29 protein-coding genes are annotated in these 17445 nt (G+C 50.4%); 26 read left to right on the top strand and 3 right to left on the bottom strand.

Features of this window, described 5'->3' with window-relative positions; translation table 11 throughout:
- The first annotated feature begins 5 nt into the window (after window positions 1-5).
- From ACESY8_RS03020 to ACESY8_RS02895, 26 genes are all read left to right on the top strand, one after another.
- The gene (locus ACESY8_RS03020) at window positions 6-821 is read left to right on the top strand and encodes a hypothetical protein (protein ID WP_009258036.1); all 816 of its coding nucleotides are present in this window, start codon (window positions 6-8) and stop codon (window positions 819-821) included.
- Between the two features lie 59 nt (window positions 822-880).
- The gene (locus ACESY8_RS03015) at window positions 881-1927 is read left to right on the top strand and encodes a DUF932 domain-containing protein (RefSeq protein WP_238043911.1); all 1047 of its coding nucleotides are present in this window, start codon (window positions 881-883) and stop codon (window positions 1925-1927) included.
- A gap of 41 nt (window positions 1928-1968) precedes the next feature.
- Window positions 1969-2814: a hypothetical protein gene (locus ACESY8_RS03010; protein ID WP_009258034.1), complete on the top strand. Its 846-nt coding sequence runs from the start codon at window positions 1969-1971 to the stop codon at window positions 2812-2814.
- Window positions 2815-2912: 98 nt separating this feature from the next.
- Window positions 2913-3452 carry a sigma-70 RNA polymerase sigma factor region 4 domain-containing protein gene (locus ACESY8_RS03005; protein WP_009258033.1) on the top strand — a complete coding sequence of 180 codons (540 nt, stop codon included), beginning with the start codon at window positions 2913-2915 and terminating at the stop codon, window positions 3450-3452.
- 38 nt (window positions 3453-3490) lie between these two features.
- The gene (locus ACESY8_RS03000; RefSeq protein ID WP_009258032.1) at window positions 3491-3739 is read left to right on the top strand and encodes a hypothetical protein; all 249 of its coding nucleotides are present in this window, start codon (window positions 3491-3493) and stop codon (window positions 3737-3739) included.
- Window positions 3740-3834: 95 nt separating this feature from the next.
- Window positions 3835-4518: a YkgJ family cysteine cluster protein gene (locus tag ACESY8_RS02995; protein ID WP_009258031.1), complete on the top strand. Its 684-nt coding sequence runs from the start codon at window positions 3835-3837 to the stop codon at window positions 4516-4518.
- 181 nt (window positions 4519-4699) lie between these two features.
- Window positions 4700-5140, top strand: coding sequence for a DUF7659 family protein (locus ACESY8_RS02990; protein WP_009258030.1), 441 nt, complete (start codon window positions 4700-4702; stop codon window positions 5138-5140).
- Window positions 5141-5152: 12 nt separating this feature from the next.
- Complete coding sequence (locus ACESY8_RS02985; protein WP_009258029.1) at window positions 5153-5608, top strand: hypothetical protein; 456 nt, start codon at window positions 5153-5155, stop codon at window positions 5606-5608.
- 32 nt (window positions 5609-5640) lie between these two features.
- Window positions 5641-6411 (top strand): methyltransferase, encoded by a 771-nt coding sequence (locus ACESY8_RS02980; protein WP_009258028.1) that lies wholly within the window; start codon window positions 5641-5643, stop codon window positions 6409-6411.
- A 120-nt stretch (window positions 6412-6531) separates the two neighbouring features.
- Window positions 6532-7137 (top strand): DUF6809 family protein, encoded by a 606-nt coding sequence (locus ACESY8_RS02975; protein ID WP_058722736.1) that lies wholly within the window; start codon window positions 6532-6534, stop codon window positions 7135-7137.
- Between the two features lie 30 nt (window positions 7138-7167).
- The gene (locus ACESY8_RS02970) at window positions 7168-7524 is read left to right on the top strand and encodes a hypothetical protein (protein WP_058722735.1); all 357 of its coding nucleotides are present in this window, start codon (window positions 7168-7170) and stop codon (window positions 7522-7524) included.
- A 44-nt stretch (window positions 7525-7568) separates the two neighbouring features.
- The gene (locus ACESY8_RS02965; RefSeq protein WP_071698944.1) at window positions 7569-8249 is read left to right on the top strand and encodes a hypothetical protein; all 681 of its coding nucleotides are present in this window, start codon (window positions 7569-7571) and stop codon (window positions 8247-8249) included.
- 55 nt (window positions 8250-8304) lie between these two features.
- Window positions 8305-8736, top strand: coding sequence for an adenylosuccinate lyase (locus ACESY8_RS02960; RefSeq protein ID WP_271956494.1), 432 nt, complete (start codon window positions 8305-8307; stop codon window positions 8734-8736).
- Window positions 8737-8773: 37 nt separating this feature from the next.
- Window positions 8774-8935 carry a hypothetical protein gene (locus ACESY8_RS02955; RefSeq protein WP_157838658.1) on the top strand — a complete coding sequence of 54 codons (162 nt, stop codon included), beginning with the start codon at window positions 8774-8776 and terminating at the stop codon, window positions 8933-8935.
- Window positions 8936-8998: 63 nt separating this feature from the next.
- Window positions 8999-9868, top strand: coding sequence for a hypothetical protein (locus ACESY8_RS02950; protein WP_118438867.1), 870 nt, complete (start codon window positions 8999-9001; stop codon window positions 9866-9868).
- 26 nt (window positions 9869-9894) lie between these two features.
- Window positions 9895-10443, top strand: coding sequence for a hypothetical protein (locus tag ACESY8_RS02945; protein WP_058722731.1), 549 nt, complete (start codon window positions 9895-9897; stop codon window positions 10441-10443).
- A gap of 117 nt (window positions 10444-10560) precedes the next feature.
- Window positions 10561-10812: a type II toxin-antitoxin system RelB/DinJ family antitoxin gene (locus ACESY8_RS02940; protein WP_009258021.1), complete on the top strand. Its 252-nt coding sequence runs from the start codon at window positions 10561-10563 to the stop codon at window positions 10810-10812.
- Window positions 10809-11198, top strand: coding sequence for a type II toxin-antitoxin system death-on-curing family toxin (locus ACESY8_RS02935; RefSeq protein ID WP_009258020.1), 390 nt, complete (start codon window positions 10809-10811; stop codon window positions 11196-11198). The genes ACESY8_RS02940 and ACESY8_RS02935 overlap by 4 nt, the downstream gene beginning before the upstream one ends.
- 173 nt (window positions 11199-11371) lie before the next feature.
- The gene (locus ACESY8_RS02930) at window positions 11372-11809 is read left to right on the top strand and encodes a hypothetical protein (protein ID WP_058722730.1); all 438 of its coding nucleotides are present in this window, start codon (window positions 11372-11374) and stop codon (window positions 11807-11809) included.
- 18 nt (window positions 11810-11827) lie between these two features.
- On the top strand, window positions 11828-12067 hold the full coding sequence (locus ACESY8_RS02925) for a hypothetical protein (protein ID WP_058722729.1): 240 nt from the start codon (window positions 11828-11830) through the stop codon (window positions 12065-12067).
- Entirely contained in the window at window positions 12064-12435 is a 372-nt protein-coding gene (locus tag ACESY8_RS02920; RefSeq protein WP_071698940.1) for a hypothetical protein, read from the top strand. Before ACESY8_RS02925 ends, ACESY8_RS02920 begins: the two co-directional genes overlap by 4 nt.
- A complete protein-coding gene (locus tag ACESY8_RS02915) occupies window positions 12404-13006 on the top strand; it encodes a hypothetical protein (RefSeq protein WP_058722728.1) in 603 nt (200 codons plus the stop codon). Before ACESY8_RS02920 ends, ACESY8_RS02915 begins: the two co-directional genes overlap by 32 nt.
- Before the next feature lie 13 nt (window positions 13007-13019).
- Complete coding sequence (locus ACESY8_RS02910; protein WP_058722727.1) at window positions 13020-13292, top strand: hypothetical protein; 273 nt, start codon at window positions 13020-13022, stop codon at window positions 13290-13292.
- Between the two features lie 56 nt (window positions 13293-13348).
- Window positions 13349-14482 (top strand): DUF4313 domain-containing protein, encoded by a 1134-nt coding sequence (locus ACESY8_RS02905; protein WP_071698939.1) that lies wholly within the window; start codon window positions 13349-13351, stop codon window positions 14480-14482.
- Window positions 14479-14802, top strand: a complete 324-nt coding sequence (locus ACESY8_RS02900; RefSeq protein WP_071698938.1) for a hypothetical protein — start codon at window positions 14479-14481, stop codon at window positions 14800-14802. The genes ACESY8_RS02905 and ACESY8_RS02900 overlap by 4 nt, the downstream gene beginning before the upstream one ends.
- Before the next feature lie 75 nt (window positions 14803-14877).
- Entirely contained in the window at window positions 14878-15576 is a 699-nt protein-coding gene (locus tag ACESY8_RS02895) for a hypothetical protein (RefSeq protein ID WP_176833109.1), read from the top strand.
- 245 nt (window positions 15577-15821) lie between these two features.
- Here ACESY8_RS02895 and ACESY8_RS02890 read toward each other — a convergent pair whose 3' ends face one another.
- The 3 genes from ACESY8_RS02890 to ACESY8_RS02880 all read right to left on the bottom strand — a co-directional run bounded on the left by ACESY8_RS02890 (window position 15822) and on the right by ACESY8_RS02880 (window position 17431).
- Window positions 15822-16004, bottom strand: coding sequence for a helix-turn-helix domain-containing protein (locus ACESY8_RS02890; RefSeq protein WP_009258011.1), 183 nt, complete (start codon window positions 16002-16004; stop codon window positions 15822-15824).
- Window positions 15994-16407: a sigma-70 RNA polymerase sigma factor region 4 domain-containing protein gene (locus ACESY8_RS02885; protein ID WP_118438868.1), complete on the bottom strand. Its 414-nt coding sequence runs from the start codon at window positions 16405-16407 to the stop codon at window positions 15994-15996. The genes ACESY8_RS02890 and ACESY8_RS02885 overlap by 11 nt, the downstream gene beginning before the upstream one ends.
- Before the next feature lie 727 nt (window positions 16408-17134).
- Window positions 17135-17431 carry a winged helix-turn-helix domain-containing protein gene (locus ACESY8_RS02880; protein ID WP_243260193.1) on the bottom strand — a complete coding sequence of 99 codons (297 nt, stop codon included), beginning with the start codon at window positions 17429-17431 and terminating at the stop codon, window positions 17135-17137.
- Between the last annotated feature and the right edge of the window lie 14 nt (window positions 17432-17445).

The following is a 17445-nucleotide window of genomic DNA, read 5'->3' as shown; positions in this document are numbered from 1 at the left end:
ACAACATGAGTAACGACAAAGGACTTTTGAGCGGCAGCATCACAATCCTGATCGGTGCTGTCATCGCTATCATGGCTTTGGTACGCGGACCCTGGCAAGCGTGGCTTCTGATAGGGGTATTTACCCTCTGGGGGCTTTGGGTCGTGCTGATCCTCCTGCTCCCCTATATGCAGCAGGCCAGGCGCCGCCGTCAGCGTCAGCAGAGGGAACGCCAGCTCCATGCCGAGGGTGTCGCGCAGAACACCTTTACGGTGCCGGAGCTTGAAGGGCCTGTACCAGACGATCTGCTGCTCCGCTATGCCAACCACCGGATTTTGACTTATCTGCGTTCCTCTTTTCCCAACGCCTGCTTTGAGTGGTGTGAAAAGAGACCGGCGGATTTGATCCGCAGCAACGGCACAGGGCGTATCCGCCTTTACAATGTGGAGGCGTTCGACCATGCGGACATCACCTTCGGCAAGGATGCGACGATCCGCTGTGACCTGCTCAAAATCGTCCCTCTGTCCAAAGCAGGGACAGAGCAGGAAGATCAGGCCGACATCCCACCCAACAAGCAGCCCATCGACCCGCGTATCTGGTACGAGAATAACGGGCGCACAGTGATGGAGACGCTGATTGCCGACCTGAACTCACGCGGCCACAGCAAACTCACACTGAAAGAGAACGGGGACATCTGCATCCAGCAGGGTGAAGAGCTTGTCCCGCAGGAACATCTTTCCAACTTTCCGGCAAAGGTCTACTGGCCTCGTCTGGTGGAAGTGTTTGAGAGCAACGGTCTGGCTGCTGAAACAACAGCGCAGGGCATCCAGGTCTCCTGGTGACCGCCATCGTCATGAGAAGGGAGTGAAATAACATGAAATCAGGGATCAGTCTTGTGGAAATGGCACAGGAAATCCAGCGGCAGAACGATTTGAAGGCCGATTATATGCTGGACACCCGGAGTCTCCGGTTGGAGCCTTTTGGTGGCGGGCTGTATCTCAACGCTTACGACCAATCCGGTGATTATGCCGTGGAGCCGCTGGAGGTCAACGCCATCGCACACAGGCAGATCGGAACGCACCTCAAGATCCCGGCAGCCTATTATGACAAGATGCTGGAGGAATACCCCGAGCTGCTGGCGCAGAATGTGAATGCCTGGTTCCAGCGGGAGCCGGCTGTGCGTATGGTTCGCACCATAGACGGCACAGCGCGGGCGTTTCTCAGCAACCGCTACCGGCGTATAGACAACCTCGATATTGCCGGGATTGTCCTTCCAGTCCTTCAGGAGATGGAAGGGATGCACTTCGAGAGCTGCCAGCTCACCGACAGCCGTATGTACATCAAGGTTGTCAACACCCGCTTGGAGGCAGAGGTCGTACCCGGCGACATCGTGCAGTCCGGTATTATTATCAGCAATAGCGAGGTAGGCCTGGGCTCGGTGAGCATCCAGCCGCTGGTCTATCGTCTGGTATGCAGCAACGGTATGGTGGTAAACGACGCCCAGACGCGCCGCAACCATGTAGGCCGTGTCAATGAGGCTTCGGAGAACTACCAGCTGTATTCGGAAAAGACGCTGGAGGCCGATGACAAAGCCTTCGCCATGAAGATCCAGGACACGGTGCGGGCCGTAGTAGACGAGGTACGCTTTACCCGTGTGGTCAACATGATGCGGGAAGCCAAGGATGCCCCCATGAATACTGCCGCTGTCCCTGGCATTGTGAAGCTCGTAAGCAAGGATTTTCACATCACGGACGATGAAAGCTCCGGTGTGCTGCAGCGGTTGATTGAAGGCAACGATCTGACCTTATATGGTCTGTCCAACGCCGTAACGCGCCACAGCCAGGATGTTAAGGACTATGACCGGGCAACCGCGCTGGAAGGCATCGGCTACAACATTCTCTCCATGCCGGCACGGCAGTGGAGCCGAATTAACCAGATGGCCGCTTAAATGGCTGCCATCCATCAAAAAATTAACAGGAGGAATGAACTATGTACGAACAGAACACTTCTATGGTGGCCGCAAACGAGCAGAACAAATTCTTGCTTCCGGCGATGGTGGAGGGCGACTTCAGCCGCGATGAGATCGCAGAAGATGCGGATGGGCTTCAGATGATGAGCTTCCAGCGGGTGAAGATTCCCGCCGGCGGCGCCCTGCAGTTTGAAGTTCCCACGGAAGATCCCGACAATCCGGATTATACCCGGACGCTGGAGGGCATCATCCTCTACAACCACTCTGCCTATACTCTGTGGCCGGAAGGCAGCGAGTATGACGAAGACACCAAACCGCTCTGCTCCTCTGTAGATGGCAAAACAGGGATCGGCGTACCGGGAGGTGCGTGTGCTACCTGCCCCATGAATGCGTATGGATCGGCCAAGGATGGCGGCCGCGGCAAGGCGTGCAAGAATATGAGGCATCTCTATCTGCTGCGCAGTGGTGAATATATGCCTCTGCTGGTCTCCCTGCCGCCCACCAGCATCAGGCCGTTCAAGGAGTTCCTGAACAGGGCTTTTGTCTATCGCCAGCGTGCCACCTATGGCAGTCTGGTCCAGATCGGCCTCAAGAAAGATAGCAACGGCAGCAATGATTACAGCGTTGCAACTTTCCGCCTTTTGCGTGATTTCCAGGGGGAAGAGCTGGCCCAGATCCGCGCCTATGCCAATGTCTTCAAGGGGCAAATCAAAACTATCAACATTCAGCGGGCGCTGATCAATGAGGAACAGCGGGCCAACGATTGCGACTATGAGATCCCGGAATCTGCCACTGCGGCCCCGGGTCCGGATGGAAGCTATGTGGTCGGCGAGATCAACGGCGACTATGAACAGTTGCCGGCGTAACTGTTTTTGTTGCGGCAATGCCGCATGATACATCATCAAGGGACACCTCCGGCGTAAGTCGGAGGTATCCCTTTTTTATTTAGAACGGAGGAAAATTTATGTTGTGTGAAGTACCGTTGACAAAGGAGCAGCAGGATTTTGCCGCTGAACACCATGGCCTGGTCTATAAATTTCTCAATGACAACCATCTTCCAGAGAATGAATTCTATGATGTGGTTATTTTCCCGTATTTGAAGGCTGTGCAGGACTACTGTAATAGCGCATCTGCACAAAAGTATTCTTTTAGCACTATTGCGATTCGACAAATGAAATTTCGCTTATACGATTATTTCCGTACACAGGCGCGCCGCAAGCGTAATACAGAAGTCATCAGCATCCATCTGGGCCTATACTCGGATGGCGTTCCGCTGGAAGAGGTGCTGCCGGGTCAGGACCGTCTCATGCAGGAATTTGAAATGCAGCAGATGCTCCATGATCTGGCTTCCCATATTTCTGAACAACAGATGAAAATTGTCCGCATGAAGGGTTACGGCTATGGCATTAAGGAGATTTCCAGCCACGAAAAAATACCGATGAAGCGCATCCAGGAACTTCTTGAGGAGGTCCATACTGTGTTTTTGAGGTTATGCCGCGAGTAGCCCTCTATCTACCACAAACAGAATGGAGGTCGAAGTATATGACGAAATCAAAAAAATCTATTGTGATGCGCGGAGCACTTCTGCGTCCGCTGGTGATTGGGCAGGGCGCACTTCTTCATGCAGGTGGTAAGATCTATCATACCTCCCGTGTGGTAGCCATCCACGATCAGTCGGATGATATGGTACGCTTTGAAACGCTTAACTCCAATTACTGCCTCTCAATGGCCCCTTTTCCGCTGGCGGCCTGCAACCCGCTCCCGATGGTGAGCCTGGCCGCGTGCGCGTAAAGCGGTTGTAAGAAGATACCGGGACAACAGAGCTTGTCCTATATGTTTTGGGCCGTGACGGATTTTCCGCCACGGCCTTTTTTCGGAGGATTGTCATGGATGATCAAAAAACAATGGTAGTTTCAGTTCACGCCAAAGACTGTGTGGACTATCAGTGCCGCAGATGCGGTCAATGCTGCCGCCATATCAAAGATGCTGTGATGGTGGAGAGCATGGACGCCTACCGGTTGGCAAACTATTTGCGTGGCTGTGATCCCAACATCTGCACCATAGACGATGTGTTGACCCGATACTGCGAGCCTATGCCGCTGACCCAAGAGTGCTTTCCCATCTTCATGCTGAAAACCACGGGGCCGGACGATTCCTGTATTTTCCTGAAGGATGGATTATGCAGCATCTACGAGGCACGCCCACGGACCTGCCGGCTCTATCCCTTTTCTGTAGGACCCGGCGAGCGGGGCCGTGATTTTGAATACTGCCTCTGCTTTGACCACAATCAGCAGTACCATTTCAACGGCGGAAAGGTTTCCGTCAAAGACTGGTTTTATCGCAATTTCCCCAGAATGGAGAAAGAGTATTTGAAACAGGAATATGCCGCTATCACGGAAATCGGTAAGCGGATGCGCTCGATCTCTCCGGAACTATGCAAACAGATGACCTTCCAAGTGCTGTTTTACCGATATTATAACTTCGATTTGGATCAGCCGTTCCTTGAGCAATACGCGCAGAACACCCGTCTGCTGTTAGAAAAGCTTCGGCAATTCGAGGTGGAAAGGTAGGGTGCTGTGATGATGTATGCCTTGGAGCACCTGACCCGTCAAGGGCCAGGGCCTCAGTGGAAGCAATATGCTGTTTGTGCGAATAAAGACCTTTTAGAACGGATTTGCCGCAGTCAGCCCCGCCCGGATGAATGGCGTGTCAGGCTGTCTGTACAGCGGATGAAAAAGGAGGCCGCATAGTATGAAAAACCACTATCAGGAGTTACGGGATCGCCAGCAGGAAGAGGTCAACGCCTTTCCCATGTTTTTTGCGTTCGATCAACGGCAGTTCGCAGAGGGAATGCGCCGGCTCGGCCTGCGCCCTTCCGACATGAATCAGGTGTATGCTATCGCTGGCACCGGTGGATTTTACCGCAAAAGCGATGCGCCGAAGCTACATGAAATGTTTGCCCGGCACCGCAAGGAGCTTGATGAGGCCATTGCCGCTGATAAAGCTGGAGATAATTTCATTTATGAAATGTTCCTGACTGAACTTTCCAACCACGAATACGGCTATACCGGCGATGTTCAAGACACGCTTGATGCCCTGGGTATCACTCCCCAATACATGGAGGCCATGCCTCAGCTGAAAGCTGGTTTGGACTTGGCCTGCCAAAAAGTAATGCAGAATGACTGTTTTTAAGGAGGCCATGTGATGGAGCAGCAACACTATTTCCCACCGCTTCATGGCGCTGTGGATTGTGAAAAATGCGAGGTGCGGGATTGCTGGTGCCGGGGAAAATTCCAACGGAATCGGCGCAATATGCCCCACACATCTGGAAGGTGCCCCAGGCTGCCTGATCTCTGCGGTTTTGTAGAAAAGGAAGAACGCGAGCTGTATAAAGCGACTTTTATGCTCGTTCATGCAGAGTATGGCGTCGGCGGTCTGCATTTGACGCTCACGATTCCCGGTCACAAGAGAAATCGGAAGGTCTACCAGACCAAAAGCGGGTACTGGTACTGCAACCTGACCAGCGAGAAGGGGTGTCCAGAACGGCAGGTGTTGAATTTGGAGGGCTACCAGTCCAAAGAAGATATTCTGCGGCACATGAAAAGCCTTCGGACCGACTACTGCATTCTTCGCTGCAGTATGGAAGGTTTCACTGTCTAAACTGTACCAAACCACATAAATGGAGGATACCCATGAGTAAGCTGACCAAAAGAGAAATTCAGCTCCATGATCAGGCGGTTTGTCTCCTGCAGAAAGAACACCTTTCCCACGAAGATAAGCTTTTTATCTTTGAAAATTTCCGGGAAGACGCGGAGCACATCAATAGCAAGTCCGGTGCATTTTTTACTCCTTTTGGACTTGCCAACGATTTTACTCTCCAGATTCCGTGCCTATACGGAAAGACGATCAGAATTATCGACCTGTGTGCTGGAATCGGCGTACTGAGCTATGCGGCACAGCTGGAATGCAGTGACCGCAGCCGCTGCTATGCCGATATTACCTGTGTAGAACTGAATCCGCACTATGTTGAGGTTGGTAAAAAAGTTGTGCCAGAGGCCACATGGATATGCGCGGATGTTCTTGATCCCTTTCTGCCTGACCTCTTGGGCCAATTTGACTTCGCGATTGCAAATCCGCCGTTTGGCCGAATTGCAAACAATTACCGCAAAAGCTACATGAGCGGCGAATTTGAATACATGGTAATAGAGGCGGCCTCCCGTATTGCAAAGGAAGGTGCGTTCATAATACCGCAAATGAGCGCGCCATTCGTATATAGCGGAACGGAAGACCATCGCTGGCTTCAGGAAGGGCGTGCCAGAACATTTGAAAAAAGGACTGGGATTTTATTGGAGTTTAACCAAGGGATCGACACGGCCTACTATAAAAATGACTGGCATTGCACCGCGCCAATATGCGAAATCGTATGTTGTGACTTTGCAGGGACAGATACCTCTGCCGCCTAAAGGAGCAGGCGGTTTGTCCTCATGAACAACCAAGAAGCCGGTCCCTGTTCTGGGGCCTCACATAAACCGCTACAGGCCCGAAGGCACTGGCGGTTTTTCTCTATATGGAGGTGACGAATTTTGAATTTGCACGAAACAGAATATGGCCGCAGATTTTTTAATTCCCAGCTGCCCAGTCTCATCAAGGCTCTGGAACGAATCGCCGAAAGTCTGTCTGCGCCCAAGCAGTCCTTATCAGCCGATTTTGTCGCTGACCCTGATTTTCTTCATGATCTCTACTATGGAGATTATGAGCCGAGCGTGTTCAAAACACAAAGCGAGCACCAGAAGCAGCTTAACCATAATGCTTCAATGGCAGAGGAACTCCTGCGCCAGAAAATGGGCAATTCCCCGGAAGCCATAGCCGCCTTGGAAGCGTACCAGCTTGCCGCCGGTGAGTGCAGCAGCATTGTGGCCGAGCAGGCTTTTGAGTCCGGTTTTCAGACCGCAGTACAAATGCTGGTAGCTGGGCTTATACCGCCTGAAAACAAATTTGCCGCTGAAGTTCCCCTTACCACGCAAGAGCTCCGGAAGATGGACGGGGAACAAGTATTTTGTCTTGACATGAATGAGGAGGTCAGGGTTGTGGCCCGCAAAAAAGGATTCATTCAAGTCACTAATGACAAAGAGATCCATCTCATAACAGGCTTGACCTTATACCGGCATCGGCCAAGTTGGTGCCAATAAAATTTTAAGAAATGCAATGGAGGACACAATATGAAACTTTCTGAAGACGAAGCAAAGAGATTTCTTGAGCGTCTTTGCCCTCTGCAGGAGACGGAACAGCAGCTTCTCTGCCCGCGGTGCGGCCGCAACGAATTATACTCCGGGCTGTATTTTTTCCTGAACAGTTTGAGCAGATACGCTCATGTATATATCTGCGAAAAGTGCTGGATGGATGAGGCTCTGCGGGAAATAGACGGCAATCCAGTTCCCCTGACCAGTTGGAACGCAGTTCTTCCTTTTGTTTTGAGAGGCGAGATTCCTCCATCGGACAGCTCCTGCCAAGACACCAATGCGTCTGCTGGCCCCGCGCAAACCGGAGAGATTCACAATAGCAGTCAGACTGTGTAAAACAAGGTCTGACCAGTCGTGAAAATTATGAGGCATTGAAAACTATGAAATATGGGGACTATCATCTGCCCAGTGGAGTAGACTTCTCTTCTATCACATACGAGGATATTCGCTGGCAATACGGCGTATTCCGCTGTAACAGCACGGGCTCCGGCCGGGATAAAAAGCATTTGCCGTGGGACGGTGTAAAAACCAATCTTGGAGAGATTGAAGAAAAGGATTGGTGCAGGCTGGCGGATGCTGTCATCGAACGCGATGGGGAGACACATCTGCTAAAGCATCTGATCCAATGGTGCAGCGAACACAATTATATCGGGGCATCAGCCGCTGAACTGCGAAAAGAAGCCCTTCAGCTACACATTGATCGGGTTTTCGACAATCCGCAATGGGGCGGCTACCTTCCTTTCAATAAGAGATACCGTCCAGAAGTCTGGCGAGCCGCTCATATCGTATATGTGCGGAACGAATGCTGCCATAAGATTTCCCCCGTTACACAAGAGCAGATCGACCATGCGTACAACGGGACAATCCCCTGCCCACACTGCGGAAGATGGAGTGAATTCATCGTTTTGGGAATCCGGCTTCAGCCGGAGCCACTGGTTCCCTGCTTGAATTGTGATTGTCATGATCCTGATATGGGCTGTACCATGCCCAGCATTGATAAGAGTTACGCCTGCCCTTTGGTAAGCTGTGATGATGAGCAAACGGAGGTGCTGGATGAGTAGGTATCTGAAACCGCGGGACCATGGTTATTTGATGGAGGCGGCAGCCTGTACAAAGGTGCTGGAAGATCTGCGCCGCATAGAAGCAAAATATGCCCGGACGGTGGAGAAAGAATGCTCTGTCCGGCAGGCTGAATTTGAGAAAGTGATGCAATACCACAGCGAGCGGGAACTCCAGGATGACTTCGGATGGGGTTTCATCACCGAGGCTCAATACGACCGGTACCGGCTTCTTTTTCAGCAGGGGCAGGCTGCCATGGAGCAGCTGCCGCCGACAAAGAGCGAACTGGCTCTGCGCCTGGTGCGCCGCATCATGGCGGATATTGACGCAGATCGCCGGGAGTGGGAGTTTTCTGCACTCTCCCCGGAAGATCAGCAAGCGGAACGGGCACGGGCCGAGCAGTCGCAGAAAGAGTGGAAGCGAAAAATCGCGGAGCTGAAACGGAAGCGCGGTATCATCGAGGCCGGCGAGGACATGGAGGAAGGGTGATCACCATTTCGCGTACAGTCTATCAAGGAGGATATGGATGATGAAAATCTTCAAAAGCCAAAAGCCTGCAGTTTGCGGTACTGCCAAGCGGCCCATCCGCCGTTGGCTGCTGCCGCCTAAAAAGCAGCAGGCATATCGCTTTTATTCCACTGCTCATTTTCATGTTTACGAGCGGTGCCGTCATTTTCGACGCGGATAATAAAGGCACATTTATTGATGAATCAAGGGGACTTGCTTTTCCCCTTCAAGGGAGGAATGGACTATGATTTATAAGAAACCGGATGAGAAATTCTCACATGAGAACATCACCTACACAGTAGGCAGCCGCGTCCTCGCCAATGAAGCGAGTGAGTACAGCGGGCTCTTCGGGCGCATCCTTGAAATTCGCACGGATGATGACCGGGAAACTGAAAATGATACGCCGGACATCTATTGTGAATTTGACCCGCCGTGCCTTTCCGCTGCCCGCCGCGCACTGGAGCAGACTTTTTCTGAACTCTATGGTGCGCCAAAGCGTGTGGAGGATTTAGGGCTGGAACTGGTCATCATGGCGCCTGAAATGTTGACGCCTCTGGCCGTTCCCGAGCAGGCGTATCCCCAAGGTACGCTTTATGTCGTCGTCTCGCATTGGGCCACTGACGGGGAATTTGGCTCTTATGAGGCTCCGTTCACTAATTTAACGGATGCCCAGCGGCAATTTCATGACGATCTGAAAAACGAACTGGAGAGCGGCTGCATTGAGAAATGGCGTGAAAAGAGTCAGTTTGCAGAGGAAGAAACCGCAGAAAGCTATGAGTGCTATCTGGATGGGGAATACTGCGAAAACCACTTTTACCTCTCCATTGAAAAACGGCCTCTGCCGCTGGCTCCTGAATTTATACGCACCGTGGCGGCAGCCTATGAAGATGAGTGCGCACGGGAGGATTTTCTTGATAAAGCTCAAGCTTTGCCGGAGTATCTGGCTCTGACAGAAGATCAGAAAAAACAACTGCTGCACAATGCGGACATCAAAGGGCGCATCAGCCACTACCTGGATCTCTGCGATACCTATTGGGAGTGTTACTGGGATGCAGTATCCAAGGCCGCACAGGATATTTTACAGGAGGATCAGCAGGCATCCCCACAAAAGTAATTTCTGTTGTGAAATGGAGGAAAACTATGGACGAAAAAGAATTACGCAAGGCACTTGAAATTCATTTGGATACCCTTCGGAGAAATCTGGAAGTTGTATCGCTGGAAGTGCTGAAAACAAAGTACCAAAAACCTTATGAAGAACTGCGGGGGCAAATCTGCAAAGCAGCCACCGAATACACCCGTCATGTAGCTCTATGTGATATTCGTATCCGGCACAGCCTGTTTAACGAGGCCAAAACCTACATTGATGCAGCGATTCAGCAAACACAGTGCCTGAAAAAGATTTCCGAGGCTGCTTTTCAGCGGCAGGATATGGATGAAATTGCAGCCCTGGCCCATACCTTACGAGAGGAAATTGAAAAATCTCTTCACTATTTCTATCTCGATCACATGTGCCTGCTCGTTACCCGCGAGTGCATCGACGATCCCAATAAGGTCCCGGAGATTTACAACAAGGCAACTTCTTGTGTTTGGCGCGATGGTGCGTGGCTGTTAATGGAAGATACCGAAACGGCCATTTTACTTTCCGCTCCCATCATCAACGAGCTGCCTCCCGCAGAAGCTGCCGCATAGATGATACAGCACTCCCTCAAAGACGATTGGTTCCCGTGGCCTTCTTCAATTAAGCATCCTACTCGTTGCATTTGTACATGATATGTAGTATAATTGTAGTGCAAGGAGGTCGATTATATGGATACCAATATGACATTTAGAATAGATAGTCAGGTCAAAGCGCAAATGGCCGCCATCTGCGAGCAGCTGGGCATATCCACATCCACCGCATTCAACATTTTTGCAAATGCCTTTGTCCGCAATAATGGAATGCCGTTTCCCTTAACTCTTAACACACCATCTGCAGAAATTTCAAGGGAGCAGATGTTGGCGGATACCGATGCGGTTTTAAGTTCTTTCGCTGATGACTATAAGAGGATGGCGGAATGATTTGGGTGACGGTTGAAGATGTTATCGCCGTCCATAGCAGGATCATCAAAGCTTCAGGTGGGTTGGACGGTATTCGGGACCGAAATAGTCTGGAAGCCGCAGTCAATGCTCCGTTGCAAACCTTTGCCGGTTTTGATCTTTTTGAAACGGACCTTGCGAAAATAGCCAGAATAGGGTTTGGACTGGCCTCCAATCATGCCTTTCTTGATGGTAACAAACGGATTGGCGCAATGATGACGCAGTTGCTGCTGAAATGGAACGGCTATGTTCTTGAACTGAAGCCCGGCGAACTTGCGGATATGTTTATCTCTATTGCAAATGGCAGTGCGGGAGAACACGAGCTGCAAGCATGGATCATTCAGCACCTAAAAGATTTTTCTGATTGATCTGCCAGTATTGTATCATTGATACTTTCAATGTTGCTCCACAGAAATAAAACTCTACACTTTTTCTTATTTGACAAATGCCTTGCTATTTGGCAAGGGACACTATCACAAAGGGATCGACAAACAGCGCATTTGCTGTTTGCCGGTCCCTTGTTTTTTAGGAGGATTTTTTGATGAAACTAAAACATCCCACGCATGATCCGAAACCCATGGACGCCCTCTCCTACTACCTGCAAGTGCAGCGGGAGTATGCCCTCGCTCGTGAAGGGTATCTCAGGATTGATGAAGCCGATGATACTTACAATGACTTAAACCGCAAAATCATCAATGCCTACCGTGAACGCTATGGTACCGCCTATTTAGGCCGTATCAACTACAGTGGGAACCAGAGACAGCGGATTGCTGATGGTACTGAAAGCGTCTTTGAAGCCTATACCGGGCAGCCGCTCTATAACTTTTGCTGTGATTTCTGTGTATCAGCTCCAGACCGTACACTGGAAGAATTGATTCGGCACTGGAATAATGCAGATGTTCCCCTCTCCGAAAAGAAAGTTGATGCCATTATGGACCGTATTCAGGTATTATGCGGCCAGACTTTCATCTGGTATTAACAGAAAGGGCGGGAAGCGATGAACTATATCGTCTATGGGAAGAAAATTGGAGCCCGCTGTTATGGCGCTATAAATTTGCATGAAGGAAAAGTTGGAGTCGGCCTGGTTTATGCTACGCTGATCCCAGATTGTGGCCGCGCCAAAATGTATGCTGACAAGCTGGCTGAGATGGTGCCCGGTTTTATCTTCCAAGTTCGCGGCGCCGGCACTCGCAAGGTCTACTATGAAAAGGCCGGCAAGCCGGAGGAATCGGTATGAGCGCCGGGGAGCCTTCTTTTCTTCTCTGGCTCCGGGAGGTCGTTCAGCCGCAAGCAGACCCCCGTTCCGGGAATGCCGCGGCGCTGGATGATTTCTCGCCGGATGGAATGCGGGAATATTGCTATCCCAAGGAGTTTACGGTGTCCGGCGACGCCTATATGTGGTCGGTTTCAAGCGCCCACACAAAAGGGCGGCATCTCTGCACCCACTACGAAATTTGGTTTTTCGGGCCAGCGTTTGGCTCTGGTCAGAGAATCGCCACCGGCAGTCCTACCAAAGCCAAAATACGGTGCGGTCTAAGAAAAATCTATGATTATTACTACGGAGGGAACTCGAATGAAAACGATCCAGCTCACTTTTCTGTTTGAAGACACAGGCTTCTGCAAGGATGTGTTCCAATCTGTAAACCAGCCCTATTACTACTGCAACCGTGATACAGTTGATGGCACATGGTACACTTCTACCCCGGATGATTATCAAAATGATTGCCGCATCCGAAAGGATGTTATCATCGAGATCATCTCGGATGGGCAGGTGATCGCTCTGGATGGAAACGGGGACTTCGAGGGAAAAAAGCCATTCATCCCCTTCTATACCTTTAGGGAACAACTGGCACAAGCGTTCTTGAATAAACACCCGGGGGTCCACAGTTATGAAGATATGAAACAAAAGCTTCTGTTCCTGCCGAGCGGGGAGCCTTACTCTGACCCGAGCAGCTGTCAGGATAACTGGATTTTTGCCCTTGATTTTGGGAATGAAACCGAACAGGTCCTGGAATCTGCCGACTGGATGGGTCGGGAGTATCACATTCTTGCCGTCCAGTACACGCACAAACCCACTGGCTTTGTATTTACAAATTATCGTTTTCGGGCGGCAGTCCTCCAGCCGAATGCCTCCAGCCATGACCTTTTGCTTTATGATTGGCACGAGGACCGTTGAAGGAGGATCGTTTATGGGAGTATTGCTGATCCGAGAATTGAATGTTGATGGCTGCGGCGACTTTGCTGATGTACTGGTCCAAACTGACCAGCCGGTAACGCCAGAGCAGATGAAAGAGCTGCACCACGAGCTGACACGCCTTAACAACGAACAGGAGTGCCCAGATACGGATGATGTGGTGGAAGAAGCCGTGAAAAACACTTTGGGCGAGACGGCCCGGTGTATCGGCTATGCCCTGCTGGAATATGGCGGGGCCGGCCGTCACTGCGATGAAAATTTTCATTGACTGCCTTCGCCGAGTTATCGACAAGCATTTACATCAAATCAAAAAGGAGAATCACCATGAATATATTACATGACAAATCTTCTGTCAAAAGTTCCAGCGCAAAATGGATTGACCGGGGTTATGCCCGGGAAGATGTCCATTCGCTTAGACTCCAATATGTCTACACCCCAGAGCAGCGGGAGGCAAACCGTCAGATTTGCGATGACGGCCCTGACGAGGCGCACCGCAGGATCAAACGGGCAGCTGAGTCAAAAAACGCTGTGATGGCCTCTGTCATGGCGGCCATTGCCAGGGAGTTTATCTGCTATCAGTATGAATCCGAAGATCCGGCGCCTTATGGAAGTTCCCGTTGGGAATTGTTTTTCTGGTGCAACGACTTCAGCAATACACTTCACGGCTATGGGTTGTCCGGGCGTGACTATTCGTATTTCACACTGTCCTTTAATTTAGCCCAAACCGTCGAACAGCGGGCGGCAGTCTGCGGGCGTGTCCTGCAGTTTTTAGAAACCCGCTTTCATTCAAACCCTAATCTTGAGGTTGCGGTGCAGTACACCACATGGTACGACAAAGGAAAGATCAAAGCGGACGCCAAAAAGGTGCAACATCTTCTGGATGGCCGCCAGTACACCTATGGCACCAAGGAAGGCAAATTTGTTGTGGAGAACGGTCAGCTTCTCTTCCACCCCAAGTATGCCAAAAAATATAACTACCGTGTGGACGATTCTGATATTCTCGCTATATGCTGGGAACTGGATCTGACGCCAAACATCAGTACAGCTCCGGCCCAAAGGCCAATGCCGGCCATGGGTAGGCAAGGGCCTATTACCTTCCCTTATGAAAAGTACGGCTCCACACATCCCATACAGCTAAAGGTATCTGCCTATATGGACGGCAACCTGGCGATTGCCATGCACACATGGGAAAATGGCTATGCGGAGCCCTGGGCCTCTCTGACGGTCAATCTGGACGGGGAACGGGGGAAAGACTGCGCGTTCATCGATACCAATGGCGATGCCGATTTCCCGGTCTGGCTGATCCGCCACGGATTGGCTATCCCTACCGGGGCAACGCAGCGCAGTGGTTACTGTGAGTATCCAGAGTACCGCTTCCGGGCAGACCGCCTGCGTGAACTGGACCCGGAGGGATACGCTGAATATCTATCGTTGCAGGAAGGGAGGCGCAGCGCATGAAGTACAAGGAAGTCTATTTGGCGCTAAACCAACGCAAATTAGATGCTCCAGGCTTCCACTACTCTGATTACAGCGGGTGGAAGGCTGCCAATCAGTCTTATATGACCCGCCAGCGCCCGCTCTGGATTGTGGCAGAAGACCCGGCTGCTGGCAGACGGATGTGGATCTGCCACGACGGCTCTGCGTTGAGTGTCACCATCTGCAAAATGAATTCAGAAGGGCATAACTGTGGCGTCAGTCATCGCCTCCCCTGCAAAAACCGCACAGAACTGGCTGCAACTCTGCGAACTCTTTTTTCGATGAGCGAATCTGTTGCATAGATTGAACAATTTATGAAGCAGGGGGAAGACCTCGATATAATTTTGAACATAAATTCAAAATCAGGAGACATTACCATGAAAATCAAATTATACCCCAAAGAATTACTGGAAGCCGCTTGGAAGCAAGACAAAAAGCTTTATGCTCATGGCGATGCAGCGGCCCCTCCCAAATGCCTGCGGTGTGGCTCTCCTCTGGCAGCCCACCTGATGGTCAATGCCCTCAGCCGCTATGCGGATGTGCAGATCTGTGAAGCCTGCGGCATGGATGAGGCCCTTCGGGATGCCGCCCATACGCCCCTGCCCCTTGCGGAGTGGGATGCCGTCAAGTCTGGACATCTGAAGAAAAGCGCAGAAAAGTCCACCTGTTATCTGGTGCAGAACTGCACTTTTTCAGAAGTGTTCAAGCACACCTACAAGCCTCCAATGCAGCTCATCGAACGCCCTGTCAGCGAACTTGCTTATTCCCGTTCGGATTACGATGGATACCGCTGGTGGACAACCTGGCACAATGAGAGCGGCAAAAAGACGCCGCCAGAGCTGGTAAAAGAAATCGATGAGTTTCAAAATGCCCTATTCAAGTTGCCGGCCTTTAAGACGCTGGAAACCATGAAACGCTTCTGCCGATATGCCGGGACTACCAGTGATCCGACTGAATTTAACCTCTATTCTGAAACGGCACATTTGTACATCCGGATTCGGCTGATCACTCGGTTTCGGGATTACAACGCCTATATCTACTACTATGATAAGGCTGCCGCTGGAGAGGAGCAATAAAATTGCAATAAGCATTTTGCAGAGATTCTTTTCGGAGCGATCTGGTAAAAAGGAAATCGTGGTAGGATAAGTTTTACCGCAGTGTGGCCTCACCTTTTCGGGTGAGGCCCACAGGTTATGTCGGAATAAGCGCACAGCAGCATCCAACTACTACTGTGCGCTTGTTTTTTTCCTCTTAGTACATCCTGTTTGAATCCACGGGAAAGGCCCCGAGATCAAAAGGTCTCGGAGCCTTTCTCATAAATTCAAATTCGGAACAGTTTGATGGCTCGCATCAATGTAATGCACTGCTCCTGGTATAGATCCTCATCCAGCCGGCCGTCAATTACAGAATATTTGAGCAGTAAGGGCCGATACATATTCAAAATATCGGTAATTGACTCCAGATCACCTTCCTTTGCCTGAAACAACAGTTGTTCAAATATCATGTTTTTCCACCCCCTCAATACTTTTTCTCAACTTTTGAACAGCACGGTAATAGACTGCGGCTGCACCTTTATAAGTCAGGCCCAGTCTTACACCAATCAAGTCAAAAGGGCAGTTGTCCAAAACATGCGCCAGGAACACATACCGCTCGCGTTCATTCAACCGCTTGAGGGCATAGAAGAGCGCATTACTTTCGATCACATCCCATAGAGGAAGGTGCTCTGTAACCTCTTGTTCCAAAGTCTGTCCTGTGGTATAGGTTGTATCGGTCAGTATTTCACTGTTGCTGTATTGGTTGAGCATGTTCAGGTAATCGCGCCGTGTGCGTTTTACTGCCTGGATTAAGTAACCTGTAAATCTGATTTGTAGTTCTTCCTCTATCTGTCCATTATTTCGATACCGCATGGTCTTGTCCTCCAAATCGTTCAAGAATTTTTGGGAATCTTGAACATTTGGAGGGGACCGGCACCGAACTAATGGGCGTCTTTGTGTTCTATATAAAACAACACAGCCGGCCACGCACCACAAAGGTGAGCAATCGGCTGTGTGATACACATAAAGAAGTCCGTCACGACTTCCGACGCCCGCAGGAGGAGGCTTGTCGCTTGTCTTGTGATGTTCCCGCCCTGTCCTCCGAAAAGGGCGGCAGAAGAACCATATTCGATAGTAAACTGTGTGTCGAAATGTAAGCAGATGGGCGACGAACCTTTTTATGTGCATGGGTTTCAAATTCTCCATGCGCATTTGGCTCCTTGCCATCTGAACCGCACTTTGCACACGAACCTGCATTGTCCATTAGAGCGGGCAGCAGGTCTGCCAATGATCCAGGTTCAGTAATTTGATTTTTTTGTAGAATTTTGTCGGGAATTAAAAGAAAAGGCGGCCTCATTCATTTAAGAATAAGACCGCCTAACGCAACTTGAAATTCCCTCTGCTATTTCGATTTTTAGTTTTCATACACATTCCTCCCGTTTTTCAAAGTCGCCTATATGGTTAGAATTTATCTCCATTGTATTCGGTAAATCTGACCAAATTCTGACTGAGTTTTCACTTTTTCCATTTTAATTCCAATTTTCAACATGGCAAAAGGGAGCAACCTTCATTGATCAACAAAGGCCGCTCCCTTTTACTTCTACTTCTCAAAGCGATAACCGTATCCGTGTACCGTTTGAATCGCATTGATATTTAGTTTTTTCCGTATCTTGTAGATCCTGCTGGTAACGCTTTCAGGGCCAGAGGCAAAATCATCGGACATCGCATATCGGTAAAGCTGTTCCCGGGTAAAGGTCCAGCCAGGATGTAAGGCCAGACAGTATAAGATATTGAACTCCATTGTGGTCAACTCCACAAATTGTTCATTTATATAGACCCTGCGTTCATTGGGGTCAATACGCAAATTCCCATATTGCAGTACAGCTACCCCCGTCAACAGCTTCACCTCCC

Source organism: Clostridium sp. ATCC BAA-442 (genome assembly GCF_964239415.1).
Taxonomy (GTDB): Bacteria; Bacillota; Clostridia; order Oscillospirales; family Oscillospiraceae; genus Flavonifractor; species Flavonifractor plautii.
The sequence above is the reverse complement of the archived record's forward strand: the minus strand, read 5'-3'. Positions and strand labels throughout refer to the sequence as shown.

Excerpts from the sequence above, each read along its gene's own strand:
- ACESY8_RS02980 (WP_009258028.1), top strand. The coding sequence starts at position 5,641 with ATGAGTAAGCTGACCAAAAGAGAAATTCAGCTCCATGATCAGGCGGTT.
- ACESY8_RS02915 (WP_058722728.1), top strand. The coding sequence starts at position 12,404 with ATGAAAACGATCCAGCTCACTTTTCTGTTTGAAGACACAGGCTTCTGC.
- ACESY8_RS03010 (WP_009258034.1), top strand. The coding sequence starts at position 1,969 with ATGTACGAACAGAACACTTCTATGGTGGCCGCAAACGAGCAGAACAAA.
- ACESY8_RS02985 (WP_009258029.1), top strand. The coding sequence starts at position 5,153 with ATGGAGCAGCAACACTATTTCCCACCGCTTCATGGCGCTGTGGATTGT.
- ACESY8_RS02955 (WP_157838658.1), top strand. The coding sequence starts at position 8,774 with ATGATGAAAATCTTCAAAAGCCAAAAGCCTGCAGTTTGCGGTACTGCC.
- ACESY8_RS02895 (WP_176833109.1), top strand. The coding sequence starts at position 14,878 with ATGAAAATCAAATTATACCCCAAAGAATTACTGGAAGCCGCTTGGAAG.
- ACESY8_RS02995 (WP_009258031.1), top strand. The coding sequence starts at position 3,835 with ATGGATGATCAAAAAACAATGGTAGTTTCAGTTCACGCCAAAGACTGT.
- ACESY8_RS02970 (WP_058722735.1), top strand. The coding sequence starts at position 7,168 with ATGAAACTTTCTGAAGACGAAGCAAAGAGATTTCTTGAGCGTCTTTGC.
- ACESY8_RS03020 (WP_009258036.1), top strand. The coding sequence starts at position 6 with ATGAGTAACGACAAAGGACTTTTGAGCGGCAGCATCACAATCCTGATC.
- ACESY8_RS02885 (WP_118438868.1), bottom strand. The coding sequence starts at position 16,407 with ATGCGGTATCGAAATAATGGACAGATAGAGGAAGAACTACAAATCAGA.
- ACESY8_RS02940 (WP_009258021.1), top strand. The coding sequence starts at position 10,561 with ATGGATACCAATATGACATTTAGAATAGATAGTCAGGTCAAAGCGCAA.
- ACESY8_RS02935 (WP_009258020.1), top strand. The coding sequence starts at position 10,809 with ATGATTTGGGTGACGGTTGAAGATGTTATCGCCGTCCATAGCAGGATC.
- ACESY8_RS02950 (WP_118438867.1), top strand. The coding sequence starts at position 8,999 with ATGATTTATAAGAAACCGGATGAGAAATTCTCACATGAGAACATCACC.
- ACESY8_RS02905 (WP_071698939.1), top strand. The coding sequence starts at position 13,349 with ATGAATATATTACATGACAAATCTTCTGTCAAAAGTTCCAGCGCAAAA.
- ACESY8_RS02920 (WP_071698940.1), top strand. The coding sequence starts at position 12,064 with ATGAGCGCCGGGGAGCCTTCTTTTCTTCTCTGGCTCCGGGAGGTCGTT.
- ACESY8_RS02910 (WP_058722727.1), top strand. The coding sequence starts at position 13,020 with ATGGGAGTATTGCTGATCCGAGAATTGAATGTTGATGGCTGCGGCGAC.
- ACESY8_RS03000 (WP_009258032.1), top strand. The coding sequence starts at position 3,491 with ATGACGAAATCAAAAAAATCTATTGTGATGCGCGGAGCACTTCTGCGT.
- ACESY8_RS02925 (WP_058722729.1), top strand. The coding sequence starts at position 11,828 with ATGAACTATATCGTCTATGGGAAGAAAATTGGAGCCCGCTGTTATGGC.
- ACESY8_RS02990 (WP_009258030.1), top strand. The coding sequence starts at position 4,700 with ATGAAAAACCACTATCAGGAGTTACGGGATCGCCAGCAGGAAGAGGTC.
- ACESY8_RS03015 (WP_238043911.1), top strand. The coding sequence starts at position 881 with ATGGCACAGGAAATCCAGCGGCAGAACGATTTGAAGGCCGATTATATG.
- ACESY8_RS02965 (WP_071698944.1), top strand. The coding sequence starts at position 7,569 with ATGAAATATGGGGACTATCATCTGCCCAGTGGAGTAGACTTCTCTTCT.
- ACESY8_RS02900 (WP_071698938.1), top strand. The coding sequence starts at position 14,479 with ATGAAGTACAAGGAAGTCTATTTGGCGCTAAACCAACGCAAATTAGAT.
- ACESY8_RS02890 (WP_009258011.1), bottom strand. The coding sequence starts at position 16,004 with ATGATATTTGAACAACTGTTGTTTCAGGCAAAGGAAGGTGATCTGGAG.
- ACESY8_RS02945 (WP_058722731.1), top strand. The coding sequence starts at position 9,895 with ATGGACGAAAAAGAATTACGCAAGGCACTTGAAATTCATTTGGATACC.
- ACESY8_RS02930 (WP_058722730.1), top strand. The coding sequence starts at position 11,372 with ATGAAACTAAAACATCCCACGCATGATCCGAAACCCATGGACGCCCTC.
- ACESY8_RS03005 (WP_009258033.1), top strand. The coding sequence starts at position 2,913 with ATGTTGTGTGAAGTACCGTTGACAAAGGAGCAGCAGGATTTTGCCGCT.